The sequence below is a fragment of the Aerococcus sp. UBA6277 genome (assembly GCF_002440555.1).
Taxonomy (GTDB): Bacteria; Bacillota; Bacilli; order Lactobacillales; family Aerococcaceae; genus Aerococcus.
Genome location: NZ_DJUR01000039.1, coordinates 38,998 through 62,202, shown reverse-complemented (window position 1 = coordinate 62,202; position 23,205 = coordinate 38,998). Strand labels below are relative to the sequence as shown.

General features: G+C 39.9%; 17 protein-coding genes and 2 other annotated features. Of the genes, 2 read left to right on the top strand and 15 right to left on the bottom strand.

Annotation, left to right across the window (positions count from 1 at the left end):
• Positions 1–56: 56 nt before the first annotated feature.
• Positions 57–788: an NAD-dependent protein deacylase gene (locus B2V22_RS06995; RefSeq protein WP_290491421.1), complete on the bottom strand. Its 732-nt coding sequence runs from the start codon at positions 786–788 to the stop codon at positions 57–59.
• Positions 789–939: 151 nt separating this feature from the next.
• Between B2V22_RS06995 and B2V22_RS06990 the strand changes: the two genes are divergently transcribed.
• Positions 940–1,650, top strand: a complete 711-nt coding sequence (locus tag B2V22_RS06990; protein WP_290491419.1) for a DsbA family oxidoreductase — start codon at positions 940–942, stop codon at positions 1,648–1,650.
• 370 nt (positions 1,651–2,020) lie between these two features.
• On the opposite strand, the gene nadE is transcribed toward B2V22_RS06990, so the two are convergent.
• The 13 genes from nadE to B2V22_RS06925 form a co-directional block, all read right to left on the bottom strand.
• On the bottom strand, positions 2,021–2,848 hold the full coding sequence (nadE, locus tag B2V22_RS06985; protein WP_290491417.1) for an ammonia-dependent NAD(+) synthetase: 828 nt from the start codon (positions 2,846–2,848) through the stop codon (positions 2,021–2,023).
• Between the two features lie 64 nt (positions 2,849–2,912).
• The gene (locus B2V22_RS06980; RefSeq protein ID WP_290491415.1) at positions 2,913–4,415 is read right to left on the bottom strand and encodes a nicotinate phosphoribosyltransferase; all 1,503 of its coding nucleotides are present in this window, start codon (positions 4,413–4,415) and stop codon (positions 2,913–2,915) included.
• Between the two features lie 375 nt (positions 4,416–4,790).
• Positions 4,791–6,185, bottom strand: a complete 1,395-nt coding sequence (locus B2V22_RS06975; protein WP_290491413.1) for a sugar transferase — start codon at positions 6,183–6,185, stop codon at positions 4,791–4,793.
• Positions 6,186–6,356: 171 nt separating this feature from the next.
• A complete protein-coding gene (locus B2V22_RS06970) occupies positions 6,357–7,889 on the bottom strand; it encodes a cell division site-positioning protein MapZ family protein (protein WP_290491411.1) in 1,533 nt (510 codons plus the stop codon).
• Positions 7,890–8,380: 491 nt separating this feature from the next.
• Positions 8,381–9,901: an ABC transporter substrate-binding protein/permease gene (locus B2V22_RS06965; RefSeq protein ID WP_290491410.1), complete on the bottom strand. Its 1,521-nt coding sequence runs from the start codon at positions 9,899–9,901 to the stop codon at positions 8,381–8,383.
• 131 nt (positions 9,902–10,032) lie between these two features.
• Positions 10,033–10,246, bottom strand: a binding site (T-box leader).
• 335 nt (positions 10,247–10,581) lie between these two features.
• A complete protein-coding gene (locus tag B2V22_RS06960) occupies positions 10,582–11,130 on the bottom strand; it encodes an NADPH-dependent FMN reductase (RefSeq protein ID WP_290491408.1) in 549 nt (182 codons plus the stop codon).
• A 506-nt stretch (positions 11,131–11,636) separates the two neighbouring features.
• Positions 11,637–12,926: an argininosuccinate synthase gene (locus tag B2V22_RS06955; RefSeq protein WP_290491406.1), complete on the bottom strand. Its 1,290-nt coding sequence runs from the start codon at positions 12,924–12,926 to the stop codon at positions 11,637–11,639.
• A 72-nt stretch (positions 12,927–12,998) separates the two neighbouring features.
• Positions 12,999–14,543 carry an ABC transporter substrate-binding protein/permease gene (locus tag B2V22_RS06950; RefSeq protein ID WP_290491405.1) on the bottom strand — a complete coding sequence of 515 codons (1,545 nt, stop codon included), beginning with the start codon at positions 14,541–14,543 and terminating at the stop codon, positions 12,999–13,001.
• A 200-nt stretch (positions 14,544–14,743) separates the two neighbouring features.
• Positions 14,744–14,970, bottom strand: a binding site (T-box leader).
• 131 nt (positions 14,971–15,101) lie between these two features.
• Positions 15,102–16,478, bottom strand: coding sequence for an argininosuccinate lyase (gene argH, locus B2V22_RS06945; RefSeq protein WP_290491403.1), 1,377 nt, complete (start codon positions 16,476–16,478; stop codon positions 15,102–15,104).
• Positions 16,479–17,171: 693 nt separating this feature from the next.
• On the bottom strand, positions 17,172–17,597 hold the full coding sequence (locus tag B2V22_RS06940; RefSeq protein WP_290491401.1) for a GNAT family N-acetyltransferase: 426 nt from the start codon (positions 17,595–17,597) through the stop codon (positions 17,172–17,174).
• Positions 17,598–17,880: 283 nt separating this feature from the next.
• Positions 17,881–19,377 carry an amidase gene (locus tag B2V22_RS06935; RefSeq protein WP_290491399.1) on the bottom strand — a complete coding sequence of 499 codons (1,497 nt, stop codon included), beginning with the start codon at positions 19,375–19,377 and terminating at the stop codon, positions 17,881–17,883.
• 339 nt (positions 19,378–19,716) lie between these two features.
• The gene (groL, locus tag B2V22_RS06930; RefSeq protein ID WP_290491397.1) at positions 19,717–21,339 is read right to left on the bottom strand and encodes a chaperonin GroEL; all 1,623 of its coding nucleotides are present in this window, start codon (positions 21,337–21,339) and stop codon (positions 19,717–19,719) included.
• 60 nt (positions 21,340–21,399) lie between these two features.
• Complete coding sequence (locus tag B2V22_RS06925) at positions 21,400–21,669, bottom strand: co-chaperone GroES (RefSeq protein ID WP_003143273.1); 270 nt, start codon at positions 21,667–21,669, stop codon at positions 21,400–21,402.
• Between the two features lie 279 nt (positions 21,670–21,948).
• Here B2V22_RS06925 and B2V22_RS06920 point away from each other — a divergent pair, with 279 nt between their 5' ends.
• Positions 21,949–22,149: a hypothetical protein gene (locus B2V22_RS06920; RefSeq protein WP_290491395.1), complete on the top strand. Its 201-nt coding sequence runs from the start codon at positions 21,949–21,951 to the stop codon at positions 22,147–22,149.
• A 351-nt stretch (positions 22,150–22,500) separates the two neighbouring features.
• Here the strand turns inward: B2V22_RS06920 and B2V22_RS06915 are convergent, their stop codons facing one another.
• Positions 22,501–23,124 carry a redox-sensing transcriptional repressor Rex gene (locus B2V22_RS06915; RefSeq protein ID WP_396159417.1) on the bottom strand — a complete coding sequence of 208 codons (624 nt, stop codon included), beginning with the start codon at positions 23,122–23,124 and terminating at the stop codon, positions 22,501–22,503.
• Between the last annotated feature and the right edge of the window lie 81 nt (positions 23,125–23,205).

Sequence of the window (23,205 nt, the reverse complement as noted above, 5' to 3'; positions counted from 1 at the left end):
TAACTTTTGGGGGCCTCTACATTTTGTGTAAGGCGTTTTTTCTATAACATACTGATTTAACTCAATTGGCTAAAGACGTTTTCAATAGTATCTTCAAATACTAAGGCATCATGATATGGAATTTGAAGTGGTGATTTGTTTACTACGGTTAGGTATTGTCCTCGGAAGTAGTTTAGGAATCCAGCTGCTGGATAAACGACTAGACTTGTTCCCAAGATAACTAATAAATCTGCTTGGCGGATCTTATCCACTGCCCCGTTTACAACATCTTGGTCTAATTGTTCCTGATATAATACAATATTAGGTCTAACAATGCCTTGATCAATTGGACAGCGCGGAATCCCATCCTGGTCTAATTGAAGTTCTTCTAACTTATAATGATGGCCACATGAAACACAGTAGTTATCTAAGGTGCTGCCGTGCAATTCATAAACCGCTGATGAACCAGCTTTTTGGTGCAAACCGTCAATATTTTGCGTAACTACAGAAACATCTTTACTAGATCCTTCCAAACTGGCGATAAATTCGTGCCCTATATTAGGCTTGGCTTCTGGATATACTAATTTATCAAAGTGATAGGCAAAGTATTCCTTTGGGTATTGTGTAAAGAAATGATGAGAAACGACTTCTTCTGGGCTATAAGTCCCTCCTAAGTTTTCCATGAAAAGACCGTTCGCTGACCGGAAATCAGGAATACCAGAGGCTGTAGACATGCCCGCTCCTGTAAAAAAGACAATACGTTGACTATCCTGTATTTGTTGTTTAAATTGTTGGATTTTATCGTCCATACTAGTCCTCCTTTTTATAATTCTTTACCTATTCTACCATGACCAAATTTTTCGCGCGAAATATCAAACCATTAAAACCTTGAGCAATCTAATTGCTTATAAATTTGGTTTTATCTAATATAAGGACTGACATTATAAAAAGGAGAACACTATGCAAATTGAATTTTTCCACGATGTGACTTGTTCATTTTGTTTCCCCATGTCTAACCGCATGCGGAAAATCACTAGTAAATATAATAACATCGACGTGATCAACCGATCCTTCGCTTCAGGTTTGGAACCAGATCACTATATCCAAATGTTTGGCTCACGTGAAGCCGGTAAACTTGAAGTGCTAACGCATTGGGAACAAGCTAATCAAAATGATGATGACCAGCACTTTAAAATAGAGGGAATGCGTGAAATGGACTTCACCTTCCCTACTTTGAAAAATGGCCTGAAAGCAGCAAAAGCAGCTGGTATTTTAGATGGACAAGACGCATATTGGAACGTTTTTGATGCAATTCAACATACTTTAATCGTTGAAAATAAGAATATCGAAGACTTTGATATCCTAAAAGCTGCGGTAGCGACCACTGACATTAATATTGACCAATGGGTAGCCCAATACGAGAAAGCTGAGACAGAAGAAGCTGTTTTACAAGATTTAGCAGTCGGTCAAGCATATGGCATCCATGGAGCACCAGCTTTAGTGATCAACCAAAAATATTTGATTTCTGGTGCACAAGCAACTGAAGACATTGAAAACCAGCTAAAACAAATTGCTCAAGAAGAAGGGCAACCATTAACACCAAAACTGCAAACCTTAGGTGGCGCGGGCATGGCTTGTAACTTCGTAGACGGCCAATGGATTTGTGACTAAATTTTTTTCAATGTGGCAAATTATTAAATTAGCAGAATATCCTTGGGAGATGTTTTAGCAAAATAATCTCAGTCCTAGATAGATAATTTTAAACATTACACTATACTAGTGGTGATTCTTAGAAAAGCACAAAATGAATCTAATAATTTCACTCGTAAAAAGTAAAAGAAAAATAGCCTTTGTGATTTTACTATTCACAAAGGCTATTTTTATAATTTAATTCCTTTTAATCGTTTGATTCAGCTCTCTCATCCTATGAAGTTGAGCTCGTGCCTCCAGAAAGAACTGCGTTTCAGCTTAGTTTGTAACCGACTTCGTCACCCACCACTCTAATCTTCCAACGTTTTTTCTTAGCGTCGGCTCTCACATCCTATTTCCACCATTCATCATAAACGGTGATTGGTAATTCACGTTTATGTTGTGTTTTTAGGTACCAGTTTTCGATTTTTTCAGCTGCATCTGCTGAGACGTCTTTGCCTTCTAAGTAAGCATCAATGTCTTGGTAGGTAACACCTAAGGCTACTTCGTCGGCTAATCCTGGGCGGTCTTCTTCTAAGTCAGCTGTTGGCACTTTGGCATATAAGTGCTCTGGTGCCTGCAAGTATTCTAAAATGGCGCGTCCTTGGCTTTTGTTTAGGCGCCAAATAGGTAAGATGTCGGCTGCACCGTCACCGAATTTTGTATAGAATCCTGTGACTGATTCGGCAGCGTGGTCTGTCCCAATAACTACACCCGCATTTTCGCCTGCAATGGCATATTGTACCAACATCCGTTGACGGGCTTTGATATTTCCTTTGTTGAAGTCAGAAATAGTAAGGCCGCCCTTTTCCAATTCTTCAACTGTGGCATCAACGGCTGGTTTGATGTTAACGCGTACAGTTTGGTCGGCTGCCATGAATGCGATGGCGTCCATGGCGTCGGCTTCATCGGCTTGGTTGCCGTATGGCAGACGGACTGCGATGAATTGATACTTGTCGTCGCCAGTTTCTTCGCGCATTTCAGTGATGGCCAGTTGGCATAGTTTACCCGTTAGCGTCGAATCTTGCCCACCAGAAATCCCCAGTACTAGGGTTTTCAGGAACGGATACTTGTTAAGGTATGCCTTGATGAAATCGATGGTACGTCTGATTTCTTCTTCTGGACTAATGCTCGGTGCGACTTTAAGGGCATTGATGATTTCTTCTTGTAATGGACGCATGATGATCTCCCCTTTGATTGCTTATTCCGTTGTTGATTTATTGTTTTCTAGCTTAAATGGTGAATTAGTCTTCGTGATCTTCGTTGTCGCTATTCAAGTCAAATTCTTTGTATTCTTCGTTGATACGCTCGCGAATTTCAGCGATTGAATTCATTTTTAAATCATACAGTTCTTGTGATAAGTCCACTGGATATGGCTCTGGATTCAACATACGGCGGTATTCTGACCATAAGGCATCCAAGTGCTCGCGTGAAAAATCACGAACGGTTTCAAGCGTTGGCACATCGTAAACCAATTCACCCTTATCGATGATGGTTTTCAATAAAGGACGGGCATTGAAACGACGAACTGTTTTATTAATATAAGTATAAGTTGGATGGAACATGAAGATAGACTCAGAGTCGTTTGGATCTTCGTTCATTGTCGTGATGTAGTCCCCTTCAGATTTGCCATCTTTCTTGCGGGTAATACGCCAGATTTGTTTCTCACCAGGTGTGGTAATTTTATCTGGTGACGACGAAATTTTCATGGTTGGGACCATATCGCCATGCTCATCTTCGATGGCACATAGTTTGTAAACGGCCCCTAAGGCTGGTTGGTCGAAGGCTGTAATCAGCTGCGTACCAACGCCCCAAGCGTCAATTTTAGCACCTTGCATCTTCAAGTTTAGAATGGTTTTCTCGTCTAAATCGTTTGACGCAGAAATAATAGCATCCGGGTAACCTGCTTCATCCAGCATTTTGCGGATACTTGATGATAGGTAAGAAATATCGCCAGAGTCGATACGAACCCCAACAAAACGAGACTTATCTTCCATCTCATTGGCTACTTTGATCGCATTTGGCACACCTGAACGAAGGGTATCGTAAGTGTCTACCAAGAAGGTACATTTTTCATGGGCATTGGCGTAAGCTTTAAAGGCCTCGTAGTCACTTTGATAAGCTTGTACCATGGCATGTGCGTGGGTACCTGAAATTGGAATGTTGAATAATTTACCTGCACGTACGTTTGAGGTTGAATCGAATCCTCCGATGTAAGCAGCGCGTGAACCCCAAATTGCCGCATCCATTTCTTGGGCACGACGGGCACCGAATTCAGCTAGTGCGTCGTCGCCTGCTACGTTACGAACACGTGAAGCCTTGGTTGCGATTAGGGTTTGATAGTTGATGATATTTAAAACAGCCGTTTCGATCAAAGTACAGTCAGCTAATGACCCCCTAATTTGCATCAATGGTTCATTCGAAAAGGCAATTTCCCCTTCTTCCATTGAACGAATTGTTGCATCGAAGTGGTAGTTTTTCAAATAGTCCAAGAAATCTTCTGGATAGTCTTGTGTTTCCCGTAAGTAGGCGATATCATCGTCGGTAAATTTTAAGTTTTGTACATATTGAATGACACGTTCTAGGCCTGCGAAAATGGCATATCCACTTTCAAACGGATTTTTACGGAAGTACACTTCAAAAACCGCTTGTTGGTCAGCTTTTCCAGCGTCCCAATAAGTCTTCATCATATTGATTTCATATAAATCTGTGTGAAGCGCCAGGCTATCGTTGGTCGTTGTCTTCATATTCTTATTCCCTCCAAGAATTGCGATTTGACTTTCCTTATTATACCACTATTCCTCAGCTAGTTGTCACCTCTAGACCCTTATTAGGTTTTTATCCCATGCAAAAAAGCGTTAGCTACCAGTACACATGACTGACGCTAACGCTTTAATGATTTTTCGTTTATAAAAATTTGAACAAACCACTCATCTGTTTAGACATCAGCGGTCTCACTCTTTAGTTGAGCCCGCCAGGGCAGACAGGCGTCCTGTCTCACATCCTATTTAGTCGGGTTCGAGTCTCCAGAAAGAACTGCGTTTCAGATTAAGTTGTAGCTGACTTCGCCATCTACTGCCTTAATCTTCCAACGTTCCTTTCTTGACGTCGACTCTCACACCCTATCCTATGACGTCGATGTTCATTTCTTCTGCTTCTTCTCTTGTGACTGTTGGTTTTTCGTCTTCGTCAATTCCAGATGAGGATACTTTGTCGAAGAGGATTTTAATGGTTTGTAATAAGATTTTGAAGTCCAAGAACATTGAGTATTGCTTGATGTAGATCAAGTCAAAGTTCAATTTAGAGTTAAAGTCAGTGGCATATTTACCGTAGACTTGTGCGTAACCCGTAATCCCTGCTTGTACGTTGTGACGTAAGTAGTAGTGTGGGTTTTCTTCTTGGAATTGGTTAACAAAGAATGGTCGCTCTGGACGTGGTCCAATCATGGACATGTCCCCACGCAACACATTCAACAACTGTGGTAATTCATCAATACGTAAGGCACGAATATATTTACCAACTGTTGTGACACGTGCGTCATTTTTCGTTGCAATCATTGGCCCTGATTTCACTTCAGCGTCCGTTGTCATTGAACGGAATTTCAAGATATCAAACTCTTCGCCACCTTTAGTTATACGTACTTGGCGGTAGAAGACTGGTCCTTTAGAAGTTAATTTAATAATAATCGCTGTAATCAACATGATTGGTGACGTTAAGATTAAACCAACTAAAGCCATCATAATATCTAAACCACGTTTGATTAAGGCTTGGTCCGCTGGAATCGCAAAGTCTGAGGTTTCAATAATAGATTCATCTTCAAAATTCATAATATTTGGATTTACCATGACCAGGTTTTCAAATTTAGAATTCAAGAACAGTTTTTTATTGGCACGCATCAACAAGTCATAAATTTTTAATTTTTCGCTTTCATCAATTTGCGATGCAAGATATACAATATCATATTCATCTAAACGACTCTTCACATTGCGGTAGTAATCTTCTAATACCACATGCGTTACGATATGACGAGTACTTTTCGAATTTTTGAAATTATATATTGCCGGAAAAACAGCTTCTTCAGATCCAACGATCATTACCCGTTTTGTAGACGCATAGCGTCGGTAAATATCGAAGACTAAGGCTCTAAAAATGTAGAGCATCACAACACTTACCACGAAGTCGATTAAGACGACTGAACGCGGAAAGGCTAACCATCTACCAGCAAAACTTAAGACCATAGCAACGACTGCTAAGATTCCTTGACTGATGATGGTGATGAAGAAGAGGTCGCCTTTGGTTTTATCATAAAGTATATAAACCCCAAATAAAATATTGATAAATACAAAGATAATTAATATCCAACCAATTGCCCCTTGGAAAGCTTCATAGTTTTTCAAAGGTACATATCGACCATACCGCAAAAAGAATGAAACAAGATAAGAAAGGAACAAGATTAACGCTTCTGTTGCCACGATAACAACGCGGTACCAGTTCGTCCATTCTCCGTTTTTTTGCATTTTTTCACCCATTTCATTATATCTATACTATAAGTAAGCACCTATAATCCCTAATATTCTACCATAACCCGACTGGATTATAAGCCTATTCTAGTTAAAAAAACTTTAAATTACCCTAGAAAAACTGAAAAAGCAGCTAGCTTTTACCCTAACTGCTTCAAACCACTTTAATTATTCTGGTGATCCATATGGAATTTGACTAGATTCAGTAACTGAATCACTTGCAACAGATGACTGAGGTCGTTCTGTTGTTGTTGATTCAACTGTTGATTGTTGTTGGGTGCTTGACGATGCACTTTCTTCGATAACCGAACTGCTTGATGATGATTCAGTTGATTCTGTCATTTGGCTGGATTCATTTTCTGACCCGTCTTCAATTTCTGAGTCATCACGTGATGATTCTGATTCACTTGATGATGTCGAATCGCTTGAAGTAGATGTTGATGCACTAACACTTGAACTACTAGTTGAATCACTTGAGCTTGCAACACTTGAACTTGAACTAGATACACTTGATGCATCACTCGATGATGAACTTGCTGAAGAAGGGATTTCTTCACTTGAGCTTGCGTCGCTTGAGGTGCTACTTGAAGAGTTGTCATCACTAGATACTGCACTCGATGACGAACTGCTTGATTCAGATGACGACGATCCGTCCGCTAATGAACTAGATGATACTGGTCTTTGTGACGATGAAGATGAACTTCCTCGACTTGATGACCGAGATGTACTTTGTCCAGATTGTTTAGCAGCTAAAACGCCTGAAGTAACGTTGGTATTTACACCAAATGATGGTTTATCAGATGTTTGACGTAATGTTAAGGTTGCTGAAGCATCGTTAGATGCCATGATTTCTTCACGTATGGCTGTTAAATCCGCAACGCGGCTCTTTGATGCTTTAATTGCCGCTTGACCTTCTTCACGAATTTTCGCTAATACCTCATCAGATTGATTAGCTGCCTCTGCCTCTTCTACCAAACGGTTGAAGATAGCTTGAGTTGCTTTCTCGTCACTTTTTGCGATCATTTCTAGTAACCGATCTTGAATACATGGGTTTTCGATTTCATTCACACGTTCAGTAACTGTCGTTAATTGATCTTCCAAAGTATCATAAGTCAGTGTTGTATCATTTTCGATTGCTGTTAAATCACTAGCGTATTCACTAATTAAATTGATTTGGCTTTCTGCCTCATCAATTAAAGTAGTGGCCGTGTTGTAGAAACCATCGTCTTCATTATCCAATTGATCGGCATAATTCTCACGAATTAAATCCAATTCATCGATAGTGACATCGTCGTCTACTAAGACATACTCTTGGATGGTTGCCCCGTTAATCACGGCTTGTCCGGAACCATCATCGTCTTCATCGAATAGTCCATTTAACTGACTTTGTAGGTCAAACCGTTGTTGGACTGATGTGATTCGTTCTTCAATAACTGGTTTTGCTTCACTGTCTCGTAAGTTGTCTACTTCTTCAGTTAATTCGGAAATTTCATCTTGTTGAATATCCGTTTTTAGGAAAGTGTAGGAGTTATCATAATAAAGCGCATTTACTGATGACGCCACTGCTTCAGTTTTCTCTTCTGCAGACATGCGGTTCGTATTGGTAAACGCACGAATGATGACAAAGGCTGCCACACACGCCACAATAGCCATTAATACATAGGCAATTTGTCGATTGTCTTTAAAAAAACGTTTGTGCACCTTTTCTCCCTCCCTTTTCTAGTTTGTCGATTGCTTGGTCTTAAGATTATCATGCAATCGCCCAAAAATAACCACCTGTTGTACTTTATCATATAATTTTTATATTAGTCATATTGATGTAATCATTCTGTAACAGCGTCAATAGTAGGATGCGAGAGCCGACTAAATAGGATGTGAGACAGGGCGTTTAGACAGGAGATGATGGAAGATTAGTTTGTAACACACAAGGTGTGCCGCAAACTAATCTGAAGCTGACACCTGTCTGCCCTGGCGAGCTCAACTAAAGGGTGCGAGTGGCGATTTTAAAAGCCAGCTTGAACGAGACCCTTAAATCTCTACAATACCAATCCTTTTTAACCATATGCCTCTTTCCCAAATGGCACTTTCTATACTTACCCTAATGATAACTGACATTTTCTCAAAGCCGAAATAATACCGATTAGAATTAAAAAAAGAGCCGCAACCAATCGTTACGACTCAAAAATTTATTGTTATTGGGCGTATCTCTCGTTCATCCGGCGTTCGTACACGTTCAACAATTTGGTTAATGTGAAGGTTAGGATGAAGTAGATCGCCATTGAGATGATTAATGGGATGATCCCGTTGAAGGTAATCGTTGATACGTTACGGGTTTGGAAGGTTAATTCCGCTACCCCGATGGTTGAAACGATTGACGATTCTTTGATTAAGGATACGAATTCATTCCCTAGTGACGGCCAGATAGACCTCAATGATTGTGGGAAAATGACTTTCCGCATAGTTACCCAGTAGCCTAGACCAAGTGAACGTGCGGCTTCAGCTTGCCCCTTATCAACCGATTTGATCCCACCACGGATGATTTCTGCGATATAAGCACCCGAGTTTAGGGACACGGCTACTAAACCAGAAGTCAAGGTTGACCAACCGAACGTGCCGGCGAAACCTAGGTAAATGAACAATACTTGAATCATCAATGGTGTCCCACGAACGATTTCAATATAAGCTTGCGCAATTAGATCGATTAATTTGTTTCCCGATAAACGCATTAAGGCTAAGGCTGCCCCTAAAATTAAACCGAAGAAGATAGCTGTTGCGGAAATCACTAAGGTTGTTTTCACACCATTCACAAAGTAAGGTGCGTAAGCTAGCCAAGTGGACTGACGGTTGTCTTCAATAATTTGGTAAGATTCGTCTAACCATTGGTCAATTAATCCTTGTTCTTGAGCGTCCGCAATGGATTCGTTGACTGCTGCCTGTAATGTAGGTTGGTCTTTTGGCATTGCTGCTGCCTTACCAGGATCTTGGATTGGTAAATTGGCTTCAATCACTGTTAAATTAGGATTTTCTGCCGCATACGCGCCGGCGACGTCCTCATCCAATAATACCCCGTCAACTAAACCAGAATCTAAAGCTGATATCGAATCAGTTGTCGTACGCATTACTTGTACTTCGGAATTAGGATAATATTCTTCAACTAATAACTGTTGTGTGGTCCCTTCTCCAATAGAGATTTTCCCACCTTCTGAAAAGTAGCTATCATCTGTAATTTCACTCACTTTGCTTTCTTGAATAACAAATGATTGACCAGAAACTTGGTAGATATCCGAGAAGTCCACTGACTTCGCTCGTTCTTCCGTTGCTGTCATTCCTGCTAATACAATGTCAATTTGACCAGTATCCAATGAGGTTAATAGGTTTGAGAACTCCATATCAACAACTTCAAGTTCAACCCCTAAGTCATCTGCGATTTTTTGTGCTAAGAAGATGTCTAGTCCAACAACCTGATTTTCCCCATCTTTTAAGATAGAAAATTCAAAAGGTGCGTACGTCGAGTTAGTCCCAACCCGTAGTACCCCTCGGTCTTGAATATCTTGGTATAAAGTATCTTCCCCTGGTGCTGTTGCTTCACTGGCATCAATGGTAGATGCCGCTGATTGACCACTTTCAGTTGCCAAAACGGGACTTTGACTCAAGCCAACCATGGCTAGAACAAGTGTCATACAAACCAACATGATTTGTTTCATATATTTCATGATTCTGCCTCCTTTAAAGCATTTTTCTGCTATCTCAATATTTGCTTCTAATCAACTATTTAATTAGCCAAACTCAACTAGCTAACTTCAACTTTTACTATTTTAGGCAATAAAAAAATCCCCGCCTCTATAACAGAGGCGGAGATCCACGGTACCACTCTAATTTTAGGGGCGGCCTTCACCTCCCCTTACTTGAAATGGTAACGTCATTAGCGAAATGACCTACTAACAAAGGTTCAGTCATTTTTCTCAACAATGCGGTTCAATTATCTATTCTGTAAGGCCTCACACCAACGCCCCTCGCTATACCAGTCGATAATTTACTCTTTGTTTCATTGAATATTTATTAAAATAGTATGTGGTTTAACCACGTCCACTACATTATATTGACATGACCGTGTATTTGTCAATCACTGTCGGTTGAAATGTTGAAAAAGTGTCAGTCGTTTTCAAACAGCAGAAAGCTTATCTGGTCTAGGTTTCCTTGCTTATAGCAGTTTTGCAGGTATTTTTTACATGAGATTTTCACGCAAAAAAGCTGACAAATTGAACGATCAAGTCAGCAATTATGCGTTTGGTCATCTATCACCGCGATGGCCTACAAAGAAGAGGAAGATGTTCCTTTCCAATAAAAAAAGACTAGCACGGGGCTAGCCTTCTTGGTTTGATTTATATATAAATTAGCCTACGAATTTAGCTGCGTATTCTGCGAATTGCGCACCAGCGCTTGCTAAGAATTGTTTAGAGTCTTCGTTAGTTACTTCACCAGTCTCCATATCAGAAATTTCAGCAGAGTTGATGTAAAGTTCTGGTTGAGCCATAGTTTGTAAGTCTAAGAATACTAGTGATTGACGTAATGAGTGATGCGCTAAAGTACCAGCAATACCAGAGATAGATTGAGATGCTACTAAAGCAGGTTTACCAGCCCATACGTTTTGACCCCAAGGACGAGAAGCTACGTCTAAAGCATTTTTCAATGCAGCTGGGATGTTACGGTTGTGTTCAGGTGTTACAAAGATGATAGCATCTTGAGCTGCAACTTGTGCACGGAACTCTTCGTATTCTGCTGGAGAGTTAGCGTCTAAGTCTTGGTTATATAAAGGTAAGTTTGCGATTTCTAAAAAGTTAACTTCTGAACCTTCTGGTAAACCAGCTACGATAGCTTTCGCTACACCTTCAGATAAAGAGTTTTGACGGATAGAACCTACTACTACACCAAATTTTGTCATGTTAAAAAATCTCCTTTTCAAATGTTCTGCGTTTTTTATCTTACATGATATATCATAACACCTCGAATTCGAAATATCAAAAGTTAGTGCTCCGTATAACAAGTTTTTTTATTGAAGAATGAAGATTTATGACCCTTGTGCTATGAAGAGGCCCACTATATCAAGGTTTCCACTTACAAAATGTAAGTCTAATAAAACAGGCTGTTTGCTCAACGAGTACAATTTTTGTGTTTTATAACTTTTATCTTATTTAAAACTCACTCATTTTGCGCAAAAGTACATTAGCTTGCTCACCAAAAACTCGCCAGATTGTGATCATGAATCCCGTAGAAAAATCCTGTTCGGCCTACTCTTTCTTTGGATGCTATTTTTATCTATATACAGGAAAAAGGACTGCACCAAAAGCACAGCCCCTTAACTTGGAAGAATATATACATTTTAAGCTGCAAACCGTCTTGCACTTAGTGGATATCCGGCTCGCCAAGTCAAACTTGTCACGTACTTAGTTATCTTAACCACTCATTATTTCTTGCGACATCCGAAAAGGCACCTGGTTCAGTTGTTTCACCTTTGGCCCAGATTTGTTCAGCCATTTTACGTGCTGATTGTGGTAAACCAAATAGTTTGATGAAACCTTCTGCATCGTTTTGGTTATAGATGTCATCTTCACCAAAGGTTGCTAATTCGTCTGAATATAATGAGTAAGGACTTGTCATACCAGCGTCGATAATGTTCCCTTTATATAGAACCATTGTCACTGAACCGGTCACAGTTTTTTGCGTTTCGTCTACAAAGACTTGTAATGCTTTACGTAATGGGCTGAACCACAAACCGTTGTAAACTAGATCTGCGTATTTCAAGGCCATGCTTTGTTTGTAGTGTTGTGTGTCACGGTCTAAAGCGATTTGCTCTAATTTCTCATGAGCGTGGTAAAGAATAGTGCCACCTGGTGTTTCATATACCCCACGTGATTTCATCCCTACTAGACGGTTTTCAACGACATCTAAGATACCGATACCATTGGCGCCACCAATTTCATTTAATTTTTCTAGTAACGCGATTGGTGCTAATTTTTCCCCGTTTACAGCAATCGGTATCCCTGATTCAAAGGTCACCGTGACTTCAACTTCTTGGTCAGGTGCTGATTGTGGTGATACCCCTAATTCCAAGATTTCTTCGTAGTTTGGTTTATTGGTTGGATCTTCTAAGTCTAACCCTTCATGTGACAAGTGGAATAGGTTTTCGTCCTTAGAGTAGTTGGTTTCACGTGTAATTGGTAGTGGCACGTTATGCGCTTCAGCATAGTCAAAGGCTTGCTCACGAGACAGGATATCCCATTCACGCCAAGGTGCGATGATCGTCATTGTTGGATCAAATTCACGGATGCCTAACTCGAAACGCACTTGGTCGTTTCCTTTCCCAGTACAACCGTGAACAATAGCGTCACAGCCTTCTAAATGCGCAATTTCAACCATACGTTTAGCAATTAATGGACGCGCGTAGGCAGTCCCTAATAAATAAGTCGACTCGTATTTAGCCCCTGCTTGAATTGCTGGGAAAATATAATCCGTAATGAATTCCTCACGCAAGTCTTCTACATATAATTTCGTCGCCCCGCAGGCTACCGCTTTTTCTTTCAAGAATTCAAAGTCTTCTTCTTGACCAACGTTACCAGTCATCCCGATAACTTCACAGTCGTTATAGTTTTCCTTTAACCAAGGAATAATCACTGAAGTATCTAATCCACCAGAGTATGCTAGTAAAACCTTTTTAATGTCTGCTTTTGTTTTTGCCATAATGAATGCCTCCTAAATTTCTATCTAAAACTTCTATATAAATTTCTGTTTAAAATTTTCTAATTAAAATCGTTAAGCGTATTTTTGGTTCATCTTTCTTTCATATACATTCAAGACTTGCGATAAGGCATAAGTCATGATGAAGTAGATGATCATTGAAATAAATAATGGAACCACTGCCTGGTAAGTAATACTAGTTACCGCACGTGTTTGGAAGGTTAATTCCGCCACCCCAATGGTCGATACAATAGAAGATTCCTTGATCAAGGTGATAAATTCATTCCCCAATGACGGCCAAATCGATCTCAATGATTGTGGGAAAATGACTTTCCGCATGGTTTGCCAGTAGCCAAGCCCTAGTGAACGCGCAGCCTCAGCTTGCCCCTTATCAACGGATTGAATCCCCCCACGGATAATCTCCGCGATATAAGCACCCGAGTTCATGGATACAGACACCAAACCGGCAGTCATTGTAGACCAGCCAAAGATCGACCCTACACCAAGGAACATGAACAAGACTTGAATCATTAATGGTGTACCACGCACAAACTCGATATAAGCAGTCGCTAAGAATTTTAAGATTGGGTTATTAGTCAAACGCATAAGGGCTAAGAAAATCCCCAAGATCATACCGAAGAAGATGGATACCCCTGCAATAATCAAGGTTGTTTTAATCCCGTCCCAAAAATATGGCCAGTAGGTAGTCCAACCTGTTCCCGCGTTTTCACCAGCGATAATATCAAATGAGGCTTCTGTCCAAGTTTCGATTAAACCTTGTTCATTCACATCGTCTAAAATATCGTTGATAGCTGTTTGTAAGGATGGTTGGTTTTCCGGGATACCAATAGATTTCCCTTGGTCTTCAACCATACCGTCTAAGTTAGAGTCAATAACGGTTAACCCTTCATTTTCAGCTGCATTGGCACCGGCAACCGCGTCATCTAGTAACACCCCATCTGCTTGCCCAGAAGTTAAGGCCGCAATGGCATCCCCTGATTTACGCATGATCAACAAGTCTGGATTTTCAAAGAAGTCTCTCACATAACCCTCTTGTAATGTCGCTTCAGATACCGCAATAGTATGCTCGCCATTTTCAAATGAGGTATAATCTACAATTTCATCTTCTTCGCCTTCACGAATAACGATTGATTGACCAGATAATTCATAAGCATTTGAGAAGTCAATGGATTGGTCCCGCTCTTCAGTCGCCCCCATACCGGCGATGATCAAGTCGATCCCTCCCGTTTCAAGCGAAGCGATCAATGACCCAAACTCCATATCAACAACTTCCAGTTCAACACCTAATTGGTCTGCAATATATTCTCCTAGGAAAACATCAATCCCAACGACTTCGTTTTGACCGTCTCTTAAAACGGTAAACTCATAAGGTGAGTAACCAGAAGCAGTCCCCATTCTAAGCACACCACGTTCTTGAATCTCCGCCAGTAATGTATCTTCACCCTCAACCTCAGCCGCTGCTTCAGGACCCGTCCAAGACGATGCTGAAACACTTTTGGCTGGTACAACAAGACTGATCAAAATGGCCAAAATAACCATCAAATTAAAACCCTTCAACTGCCATCCCACTTGATTTTTCTTCTTTACCTGACTAAACATTTTCTTCATCCTCCTAGATTTTTCCTATAAAAAAAGCCCACCTCTCCTAAAAAGAAGAGGCGGACGAATATCCACGGTACCACTCTACTGTCGCGATTTTTGTCTATGAGCTCCCCTTGTAAAAAACTAGACTTTCATCCAATCTTTATAAACAAGCTTTCATTTGTCGGCCCGGAAAATAAAAAATCCGCCCCTTCAAATGAAGAGGCGGTTAATATCCACGGTACCACTCTACTGCTGACAAAAATACATCAACGCTTGATGACTTAACGCGCCTAACGAATTGAGCTACTTTTATGATCTAATTAGCTTACTTCACTCAATTATCTCAGCAATGCGGTTCACAATTCTCCTGACATAGACCTTCCACCAATCGTCTATTCGCTTTAGACAGTACCCTTGTTACTCTTTGCTTCTATGATTTAATATTCAATTCTCATAAAAAAATGACATCTATCATTTGTTTTTAAGTTTTTATCATTTTCTTTTAATTATTCTAATCGGTAATTTATAGAAAGTCAACCGGAAAAGTAAAATTCTTTTTACAAAATTTTTGCCCTAGGAAATATTCGCTCGAACCCTTGCTATTGCTGCAGTCACGGCTTCTGGCGCTGGCCCACCAGCAACATTCCGGCGGTAAACACAATTCTTCAAATCGATGGCGTCATAAATATCGGCATCAAATAATTCTGAGAATTCTTGGTATTCAGCTAAGGTTAATTCTTCCAAGCTCTTGCGTTTTTCCGTGCAGTAACCCACTAAATCTCCGGATACTTGGTAGGCATCTCTAAAGGCCATCCCCTTGTTGGTCAAGTAGTCTGCACAGTCTGTCGCGTTTAAAAAACCAGTTCCACAAGCCGCATACATCACTTCTTTATTGACGATTGTCGCTTCTAACATGCCCGGTAATAGAGACAACATCGCTTTCACATGGTCAATCCCATCAAAAAGCTGTTCCTTGATTTCTTGCAAGTCTTTATTGTAAGCAAGCGGCAGGCCTTTCATAATGGTCAAGACACTCATCAGATTCCCGTAAACCCGGCCCGTTTTCCCACGCATTAATTCATGGATATCCGCATTCTTCTTCTGAGGCATGATCGATGAACCAGTTGAGAAGGCATCTTTCAGACTGATGAAACGGAATTCTTGGCTGGACCACATGATCGTTTCTTCTGCGTAACGGGACATGTGCATGGACATCATGGCTAAATCTGACAGGAATTCGATGGCATAATCGTTGTTGGATACCGCATCGATTGAGTTAACATACGGTGCAGTGAAACCTGCCACCTGGTCAGTTGTATAGAAAGGGTCAATTGGGTAAGTGGACGTTGCTAAGGCCCCCGCTCCAAGTGGCATATCGTCCGCTACCCGGTCAGAAAGGTCCGAAAACCGCGATAAGTCACGGCTCAACATCTGCGCATAGGCCAATAAATAGTGGGCATAAGTGATTGGTTGCGCCCGTTGTAAGTGGGTGTAGCCTGGCATAATCGTGTCTAAGTGCCCCTCAGCTTTAGTCAAAATAGCCTCAATCGCTACTCGTGTTTTCTCGATAAAATCTTGCAATTCATCCAGCACATAAATCCGCATAGCCGTCGCTACCTGGTCATTACGAGACCGACCAGTATGGACCTTCTTCCCAATTGTGCCAAGACGGTTGGTCAACTCAGCCTCGATGAAAGAATGAACATCTTCCGTTGTAAAATCAACGGCTAAAGTCCCATCCGCATAATCTTGTCGCATTTGCTCAAGCTCTTTTACCAAGCTATCCGACTCCTCTAAACCAAGAATCCCTTGGTGCCCTAACATGGCCGCATGGGCTTTTGAACCACGGAGGTCAGCGTCCAACAAGCGGTAATCTACTTGGATAGATTGGTTGAATTGATAAGCATCTTGTGACATTTCCTCGTGAAATTTATTAGACCAAATGGCCATAGCGATACACTCCTTTAATTTCTGGGCAATCTCCTGCCCGTTTCTTGTCTTCATTAATGAGAATATTAACAAATAATGAGGAAATGACAAGTTTTTTTTTTTTTGGAAAACAAATGCTGGACCTTTTCTAGGTGTGCTTGACTGGGAAAAATATTTCGTTTCAGACCCTTCACACCACCGTGCGTAAGGCTGGATGCATTGCAGTTCAGTACTTTTCGTAAGCTGATTCTTCTGATGGGGCTGGTCCAAAATTATTGTTATTCCCCACAAATGCACCCTTTTATTTTTGATTTGGTTTAGTTTTTTGCTGCCATGCTAATAATAAGTTTTCTGGATAGTTTTATTAGAGAGAGAAAAAAGAAGAGATAATGTAGAGCCCCCCTAAACACGAGATTGTTTTTTGATGTTTTTTAATATCTTCAAAAAGGTGATATTTACGTTTTAAAGGTTATAAAGCCATCCATTGGATATAACGACTTTCCAATCATTATATCGTTATTAGCCACCGGTTTAGGTACCCCTAAAAACCCTTTATCATTGATAATACTGGAACTTGGTATATCATCCGCTTATGTTAACTATAACAATTTTTAAAGACAGATATACTATAAAAATTTCAAAGCCCTCAAAATTGATTTTGAGGGCTTTTAGTCTAACTAACCAGTAAATAATGCTTTTTATTCTCACCTATGATTAAGATTCATATGAATATCTTTTTATATAAAAATATCTATTTTCGTTTTTTACAGGAGAATTTTCTATTGTCGCTAAAAGCTCAAATCCTCTTTTCTCATAGAAGGTTGGTGCATTAAAACTCATCGTCTCTAATAAAATATAGGATACTTTATTCTGTCTAGCTAGTTCTTCTATCTTAGAAAATAAACTTATACCAACTCCCTTGCCCCGAGAGTCCTTCGAAACAAAAAATAATTCTATTTGAATATGATCCCAATGTAAGAAACCAACAATCCTTCCTAAGATTTTCCCATTTTCCTCATAAAGAAAACTCAATTCTTTTGATTCGTTATCTAATTCAGGGAACATTTCTTTTGTATACTTATCAAGCGCTGTTTTTGTAATATTTTTATTTTCTATATAATTAACTTTTTTAATTTCCATAAATTATATCCTCACTTTCTTAAACACAAAAAAACCAGACAAGATAACTAATTAAACTAGTCATCTTATCCGGTTTGAATTTAAGAATTTATCTACTGACTTAATTCATCCTCCGATGTGAAAACAATATATCAAAGTTAGAATTTAATGTCAATCATTGACTATACAAACAGAACATTCAAAAATTCTAGATAAACACCGTATTAGCGAACACACAAAAATATCTAGTAAGTTTTATGCTTATATATGGTGATAATCATTTTCTATATTGTGGTAGATTTTTCTACAAATTGACAATATTTGTATCCAAAAAGTCAGCTGCTTCAATTTGCTTAGCCAATTGCAATAGCAGGTATTCGTTTCCTTTGTTAGCAATAAATTGCGCTCCAATTGGCAGTCCTTCTTCATTTTTAAACATCGGCAGGGAAATTGCTGGTTGGCCGATTAAGTTAACAATCGACACATATGGTGAATAAGGGATTGATTGGCCAAAATGATCCCAAATAAGCTGTTGCTGGTCGTCTTGGCTTAATTGGTCGATATCTTTTTCCGCTGCAAGAATTTTTTCATCAGCTTCAAAAATCCCTTGTTTAGGCGCTGGTCCATTCGTTGTGGGTGTCAGCAAGAGATCATAATGGTTGAACTCAGCTTCATAAATAGCTGACCATTGGTCCCAGTCGCCGATCATTTGACTTAATTCCACCCCAGAAATTTTGTAACCAGATCGGTAAATAGCCCAAGTCAAGGGTTCCATATCCGCATCCGTTAATTCACGACCAAGCGCTCGGGCAATTTCCTCCATCATCACCGTTGTTTCAACACTGTTCATTTTAAAGTAAGACTTCATGACTTGAATCCGGTTCACTGGGTCCGCAACTTGAAAGACATCATGACCCAGAGCTTTCAACTGATCGATTACCTGGTCTAAGACAGCCTGCCCCGCTTCACTTATGGTTAATTGGTCATTCAAATCAGTCAGATAACCGATACGTAAGGGCCGGTCTAAATCTACCAACTGGTCTTCTTCGATTGTTGGCATTGGGAAAGGCGCCTCGTATTGAGTCACCTGCAAAGCTTTCAACAAGGTCCAAGTATCACGAACTGATTTTGTTAAGGCAAAAGGTACCGCAGCACCTTGCCAGCTCCGATATTTACCGGGACCAACTGGCATACGCCCACGACTCGGTTTCAAACCAATCAACCCTGAATAAGACGCAGGTATTCGAATCGACCCGCCCCCATCAGAAGCATAGGTTAAAGGCACCATTCCTGATTTCAAAGCCGCAGCAGCTCCACCACTTGAACCACCTGGATTACGGCTGGTATCAATCGGCGAATTAACCAGGCCAAAAGCTTCCGAATCACTAATCCCTTTAAAACCAAATTCAGGCACGTTAGACCGGCCAACCGCGATAAAACCCGCCTTTTCAACAGCTTGAACGAAGTTGTCCGTCACCGTCGCCATGTTATCTTTGAGTAATTTCGACCCACTCGCAGCCAACTGACCAGCTTGTGACTGACCAAGATCTTTAATTAAAGTTGGCACCCCGAAAAACGGTGGTAAATCCGCTTTTTCCTGCGGGTTTAATGTCGATAGAAGCGCGTCATATTCATCTGCTTTTGCCAAGGCGTCTGAATCTTGACGCCAAACAACCGCATTTAAAGTCGGATTCAAAGCTGTCATATTCTCTAAAGCAGCAGTCACAACCTCCTTAACTGACAACTTGCCCTCTTTAATTTGTTCAGCATAGTAGCTCGCATCTTCCGTAAATAACATCATCAAACGCCCCTTCAACCCTTCGGTGTTTTTTCAGTTCAATAAATTCATAGCTCTATTATAATCAAAAGTCTTTTCAGAAAGATAGGTTGAACATTCAATCACGAAAGAGCGTAAAAAAATAGGACCGCGACATTACTGTCACAGTCCCATAGTTTGCTATATAGGGTATTCGATTTAATCAGCCAATAATCGGCAGATAAATATCTCTCACCCTAGTCGGGTTCGAGCCTCCAGAGAGGTCTGCGTTTCAGATTAGGTTGTTGCTGACTTTGTCAGCCACTGCCCTAATCTTCCATCGTTCCTCTCTTGGCGTCGGCTCTCTCACCCTGTTTTTTATTTTTAATACATACCTGCACTTGGATCCATTGCTGGCATTTGTGGTTCAGGTTGCGGTTGGCTTGCAACAGCTGCTTCAGTAGATAGGATTAATCCAGCTACTGAACCTGCATTTTGCAATGCTGAGCGAGAAACTTTTGTTGGGTCAACAATACCTTCTTCAATCATGTTTACCCATTCCGAAGTTGCTGCGTTAAAGCCAATACCTTCTGCTTGCTCTTTCAATTTCTCAACAATTACAGAACCTTCTAAACCTGCATTTTCAGCGATTTGACGTACTGGTGCTTCTAAAGCACGTAAGACGATTTGTGCACCAGTTTGCTCATCACCAGCCAATGTTTCAGCTAATTCAGCAACTGCTTTTTTAGCATTGACGAAGGCAGTACCACCACCAGCAACGATACCTTGGTCAACTGCCGCACGTGTTGCGTTTAAAGCATCCTCGATACGTAATTTACGTTCTTTCAATTCTGACTCTGTAGCTGCACCAACTTTAACAACTGCAACACCACCGGCTAATTTAGCTAAGCGTTCTAATAATTTCTCACGGTCATATTCAGAAGTTGTTTCTTCAATTTGACTGCGGATTTGGGCAACACGTTGTGCTAATTGCTCTTTGTCGCCCGCACCCTCAACAATAGTTGTTTCATCTTTTGTGATTACAACGCGGTTAGCAGAACCTAATTGGTCAATTGTCGTATCTTTTAATTCAAGTCCTAAATCTTCAGTAATGACTTGACCACCTGTTAGGATAGATAAATCTTCTAACATTGCTTTACGACGGTCACCAAAGGCTGGCGCTTTTACTCCAACAACGTTGAAAGTACCACGAATTTTATTCAGAACTAATGTTGGTAATGCTTCACCATCAATGTCATCAGCTACCAATAGTAATGCACGGCCTTCTTGAACAACTTGTTCTAGAACTGGCAAAATATCTTGGATATTAGAAATCTTTTTATCTGTTAACAAGATATAAGGATTTTCTAAAACAGCTTCCATCTTGTCATTGTCAGTAACCATATATTGAGATAGGTAACCGCGGTCAAATTGCATACCTTCGACAACGTCTAGAGAAGTATCAATTGATTGAGATTCTTCAATTGTAATGACACCATCTTGACCAACTTTTTCCATTGCTTCTGCAATTAAGTCACCAACTTCGCTGTCGCCTGATGAAATTGATGCAACGTTAGCGATTGCGCCTTTAGAATCTACAGGAACTGAAATTTCAGATAAACGATCTGAAGCTACGCGAATTGCTTTGTCGATCCCACGACGAACACCTACTGGATTAGCACCAGCAGTAACGTTTTTCATACCTTCAGTTACAATTGCTTGTGTTAAAACAGTTGCAGTTGTTGTACCGTCACCGGCAATATCATTTGTTTTTGAAGCTACTTCAGCAACTAGTTTTGCACCCATATCTTCAAATTTGTCTTCTAATTCAATTTCTTTGGCGATTGTTACACCATCGTTAGTGATTAGCGGTGAACCATAACTTTGGTCTAAAACAACATTACGACCTTTTGGTCCTAAGGTTACTTTCACCGTATCAGCTAGTATATCAATCCCACGAACCATTGATTGACGAGCGTCTTCTGAAAATTTAATATCTTTTGCCATTTATTCATTCACCTCATAAAATTTCATACTGTTATTACTCTGTAAATATTGATAAATTGACTAGTCTACAATTGCGATAATGTCGCTTTCTTTAATAATTAATAATTCTTGACCATCATATTCAAATGTTGAACCTGCATATTTTTCAAATAGAACGCGGTCGCCTTCTTTCAATTGTGATGTGAAATCTTCTGTATTCTCAGCAACTGCTTCAACAACACCTACTTGCTGTTTTTCTTTGGCAGCTGACGGTAATACAATACCTGAAACTGTTTGCTCTTTAGCTTCTTCAACTCTCACAACTGCGCGTCCGTTTAATGGTTTAATCATTTACATGTCCCTCCATTTACATAAAATATCTGTCAAATCCAAGCTAAATTACTTGGTTTTTTAGAGGTTAGCACTCTCTTTGGTTGACTGCTAACCTCTACATTTCCTATATTAAAACAATCAAATATGAATTGCAAGAGAAAGATTGACTTTTTTTGACCTATTTTTACCCACAAGTCGAAAACCTTGATTTTATGCGGAAATTAAGGTAATTTTATTAAGTGAAATCTAAGATTAACTTTGACTAAAATCAGACTAATCTTGAAGAGAGGAATGTAGTTGTTGAAATTAAAAGGACCAGTAATATTCTTATTACTATTCAAAGCCTTATTTATCTTTCTAGCGCTCAACTTTGCCATTCGTAGCGTAGAAGATACCGGTTGGGATTGGGCAGTATACCTAGCCATTGGTATTGCAGCCTATGAAATGATGGATTTATTCAAAACGATTGGTATAGTACGGCAGTTAAAATCTAAATAACGACCTGAATAATATCAATTTTTGATAAAAATTGCAAAGTATTTAACATCATTTTAGATCACATATGTGAAACTTAACAAACTTTCAGGCGATTTAAAACATACAGAATAGGCCGAGAAAAAACATCTCGGCCTATTCGCTTGTATATTTATATAGATTTTGAATCCTGCGACTATTTTATTCAACTGATTAATTAGTAAGGTAAAACTAAATTGCCAAAGGAGAATGCCATTCAGGTTACCTTGCTATAAATTTTCCAACTCAAACTTTTGTATAAATAAAGTCTTTAGCCACCGACACCTGCATCCTATACCGAATGCTTACATGATTGCATAATATACTAACAAGTAATTACGAATTTGTTGAGATGAAGTAGATCAATGTTTGTAATTCATTGGTGAAGTCTACATCCTGCACTCTGATGCTATCCGGTACATCTAACCTCACTGGCGTAAAGTTCAAAATCCCTTTAATTTCTGCTTCTTCTAACGCAGGAATCATACCTTGGGCAACTGCTTCAGGTACCGAAAGAATGACCACTTCAATATCCATTAATTTTAATTGCTCAGTTAAATCCTTCATGTCATAAACAGGTACCCCATTGTGGACTGTTCCAATGATATCTTGGTTGATATCGAAAGCTGCACCAATACGGATATTGTTTGATTTCTTGAAGTTGTAGTTTAATAAGGCATTACCAAGGTTACCAACCCCTACGAGGGCTACTGTTGTTAAACGGTCTTGGCTTAAAGTCTTACCAAAGAATTCTAATAAGGCATCGATATCGTAGCCGTAACCACGTTTACCTAAAGCCCCAAAATATGAAAAGTCACGTCTAATCGTTGCACTTTCAACTTTTACTGCTTCACTTAATTCTGTTGAAGAAACGCGTGTTTTCCCCATGTTTTTGAATACGCGCAGGTAGCGGTGGTATAGTGGTAATCTTTTGGCTGTTGCTTTGGGTATTTTACGCATGTTCAGTCCTCTTTCTTATTCTTGAAATGATTTCTTAGACAGTATAGCAAGTTTGTGAAACTAACACAAGAGTGCCTACTC

Excerpts from the sequence above, each read along its gene's own strand:
- B2V22_RS06995 (WP_290491421.1), bottom strand. The coding sequence starts at position 788 with ATGGACGATAAAATCCAACAATTTAAACAACAAATACAGGATAGTCAA.
- B2V22_RS06990 (WP_290491419.1), top strand. The coding sequence starts at position 940 with ATGCAAATTGAATTTTTCCACGATGTGACTTGTTCATTTTGTTTCCCC.
- nadE (WP_290491417.1), bottom strand. The coding sequence starts at position 2,848 with ATGCGTCCATTACAAGAAGAAATCATCAATGCCCTTAAAGTCGCACCG.
- B2V22_RS06980 (WP_290491415.1), bottom strand. The coding sequence starts at position 4,415 with ATGAAGACAACGACCAACGATAGCCTGGCGCTTCACACAGATTTATAT.
- B2V22_RS06975 (WP_290491413.1), bottom strand. The coding sequence starts at position 6,185 with ATGCAAAAAAACGGAGAATGGACGAACTGGTACCGCGTTGTTATCGTG.
- B2V22_RS06965 (WP_290491410.1), bottom strand. The coding sequence starts at position 9,901 with ATGAAATATATGAAACAAATCATGTTGGTTTGTATGACACTTGTTCTA.
- B2V22_RS06960 (WP_290491408.1), bottom strand. The coding sequence starts at position 11,130 with ATGACAAAATTTGGTGTAGTAGTAGGTTCTATCCGTCAAAACTCTTTA.
- B2V22_RS06955 (WP_290491406.1), bottom strand. The coding sequence starts at position 12,926 with ATGGCAAAAACAAAAGCAGACATTAAAAAGGTTTTACTAGCATACTCT.
- B2V22_RS06950 (WP_290491405.1), bottom strand. The coding sequence starts at position 14,543 with ATGTTTAGTCAGGTAAAGAAGAAAAATCAAGTGGGATGGCAGTTGAAG.
- argH (WP_290491403.1), bottom strand. The coding sequence starts at position 16,478 with ATGGCCATTTGGTCTAATAAATTTCACGAGGAAATGTCACAAGATGCT.
- B2V22_RS06940 (WP_290491401.1), bottom strand. The coding sequence starts at position 17,597 with ATGGAAATTAAAAAAGTTAATTATATAGAAAATAAAAATATTACAAAA.
- B2V22_RS06935 (WP_290491399.1), bottom strand. The coding sequence starts at position 19,377 with ATGATGTTATTTACGGAAGATGCGAGCTACTATGCTGAACAAATTAAA.
- groL (WP_290491397.1), bottom strand. The coding sequence starts at position 21,339 with ATGGCAAAAGATATTAAATTTTCAGAAGACGCTCGTCAATCAATGGTT.
- B2V22_RS06925 (WP_003143273.1), bottom strand. The coding sequence starts at position 21,669 with ATGATTAAACCATTAAACGGACGCGCAGTTGTGAGAGTTGAAGAAGCT.
- B2V22_RS06915 (WP_396159417.1), bottom strand. The coding sequence starts at position 23,124 with ATGCGTAAAATACCCAAAGCAACAGCCAAAAGATTACCACTATACCAC.